Source organism: Janthinobacterium sp. KBS0711 (genome assembly GCF_000988085.1).
GTDB lineage: Bacteria > Pseudomonadota > Gammaproteobacteria > Burkholderiales > Burkholderiaceae_D > Janthinobacterium > Janthinobacterium lividum_E.
Genome location: NZ_LBCO01000035.1, coordinates 666,064 through 668,258, shown reverse-complemented (window position 1 = coordinate 668,258; position 2,195 = coordinate 666,064). Strand labels below are relative to the sequence as shown.

3 protein-coding genes are annotated in these 2,195 nt (G+C 62.8%); all 3 read right to left on the bottom strand.

What is annotated here, in order from left to right; all coding sequences use genetic code 11:
• A partial coding sequence (locus VM94_RS28400; protein WP_144417564.1) for a glycoside hydrolase family 32 protein occupies positions 1-1,129 on the bottom strand: 1,129 nt, incomplete at its 3' end.
• A 43-nt stretch (positions 1,130-1,172) separates the two neighbouring features.
• A complete protein-coding gene (locus tag VM94_RS26160; protein ID WP_046686050.1) occupies positions 1,173-1,628 on the bottom strand; it encodes an RbsD/FucU family protein in 456 nt (151 codons plus the stop codon).
• Positions 1,621-2,195: ATP-binding cassette domain-containing protein (locus VM94_RS26155; RefSeq protein WP_046686321.1), on the bottom strand; the 575-nt coding region annotated here is incomplete at its 5' end. The genes VM94_RS26155 and VM94_RS26160, both read right to left, overlap by 8 nt.

The following is a 2,195-nucleotide window of genomic DNA, read 5'->3' as shown; positions in this document are numbered from 1 at the left end:
CGGGCGAAGTGAGCGTGCCCGTGGCGCCGTCGTCCTTGCCCAGCCGGTAGGTGTCGAGCAGCTGGCTGCCCTGGTTGTCGGCCACGCCATGCGAGGGGGCCACGGGCGTCTTGCCCACAAAGTCGCCCGTCGAGGTCCAGCCGGTGGCATCGAAGCTGGCCGCTTCAAAATCCTGGTAGACGGTGCCCGTGGGGGGCTTCTTGTCGATCACGCTGTTGGCGTCGGCCACAAAGCGCGTGCCGTCGAATTTCCCCACAAAATAATGCGCCCCGGAACCACCGGCCACCGAGCCGGGGTTGATGTTGATGTTCATCACCCATTTGCGTTTGCTGGCGTCGCCATCGACGGGCAGCTCGAACAGGTCGGGACATTCCCAGATGCCGCCGACCGCGTTGGCCGGGCCAAAGGCGCTCATGTAGTTCCAGTCGCGCAGGTTTTTGGACGAGAACAGCAGCGCCTGGTGCTTCTCCGAGGCAACGGCAACCATGACCCATTTTTGCTCCGGTGCATACCAGAAGACTTTTGGATCGCGGAAATTTTGCCCTTCGGTTTCAAAAGGCGCCGGTGGCGCAGCAATCACCGGGTTGGCGGCGTACTGCGTCCACGTGCGTCCCCGGTCCAGGCTGTAGGCGATGGACTGCGACTGGGTGTTGGGGGCAAGCACCTGGCCGTTGGCCAGCGTTTTTCCTTGCGGATACACGCTGGTGTAGATGGCCACCATGGCAGGATTGCCGGCGCTGCCAAGGCCGCTGGTATTGTTGGTGTCCACCACCACGCTGCCGGAGAAGAACATTTGCGTGAGCTTGCCGCCAGCGTCTTTTTCGGCCGTCAGGGCGACGGGCAGCTCGTTCCAGTGCAGCAGGTCGGTGCTGACGGCGTGGCCCCAGGACATGTCGCCCCAGGTATTGCCGTTCGGGTTGTACTGGTAGAACAGGTGGTATTCGCCGTCGTGGTAGACCAGTCCGTTGGGATCGTTCAGCCAGTTTTTGGCGGCGGTGTACGAGAGCTGGGGGCGGTAGGTTTCAAGGTGGCTGGACTGCGGCTGTCCGCTGTCGCTGTCGTTGCCGCCGCTGCAGCCCACCAGCAGGGTGGCAAGGCAAGAGGCGAGAAGAGGGAAGTGGTTTGACATGCTGTCTCCTTTATAGGTATGTTTTATTCCGGCTGCACGTTTCTCAGTCCGCCAGCGGCTCGCTGATCACACCTTTCTTGAACAGGAAATTGGCGTACGGCTGCATTTCGCCGGTCTGCACGATGGCGTAGGCGCCCTTGACGCGTTCGTAGAAGGCGAAGCGCTCGACCGCCTCGCATTGCTCGGGCGTGGCGGTGCCGGTGGCGGCGATCTGCTCAAGCATGGTGCGCTGCAGCGCCGACAGGTAGCCCTCGGCGGTGTTGCATACCTTCATGAAGGCGACGGGCTGGTCCACCATGGCGTCGAGCGGAAACACCGACAGCAGCGCCGCGCTGGCGCGCTGCAGGTCGATGCCGGGCAGGCGCACCAGCGGCTTGCCCTGGCCCAGGGTCTGGCTGGTGAAGTTGGCGTCGACCAGCACGATTTCCTCGCCATGCCCCATTTCGCACAGGATCTTCAGCAATTCCGGGCTGAGCAGCGGATCGATTCCCTTAAGCATGGGCTTCCTCCGGAAAGTCTTCGGCGCTCTTCGCGCCCGTCATCACTGCCACCGTGTCGGACATGCTGATGTGCTTCGGGTTCAGCACGGCGACGCGCTTGCCCAGGCGTTGCACGTGAATGCGGTCGGCGATCTCGAACACGTGCGGCATGTTGTGGCTGATCAAAATCACCGGCAGGCCGCGGTCGCGTACATTGCGTATCAGTTCCAGTACCATATTGCCCTCCTTTACGCCGAGTGCGGCGGTTGGTTCATCGAGAATCACGACATGTCTGGCAAACGCCGTGCTGCGCGCCACGGCCACGCCCTGGCGCTGGCCGCCAGACAAGGTGCCGACGGCTTGCTTCATCGAGCGGATGCCGATTTTCAAATCGTGCATATGGGCTTCCGCCTCGGCCAGCATCTGCTTCTTGTCGATGCAGCGCAGGAAGCGCGACAACATGCCCTTGCGCAGCAGTTCGCGGCCGAGGAACAGGTTCTCGGCGATCGTCATGGCTGGCGCCACGGCCAGGTCCTGGTACACCGTTTCGATGCCGTAGCGGCGCGCGTCGATCGGCGACTTCAGGT

Bases quoted from the DNA above. Each gene is read 5' to 3' on its own strand.
- VM94_RS26160 (WP_046686050.1), bottom strand. From the start codon at position 1,628: ATGCTTAAGGGAATCGATCCGCTGCTCAGCCCGGAATTGCTGAAGATC.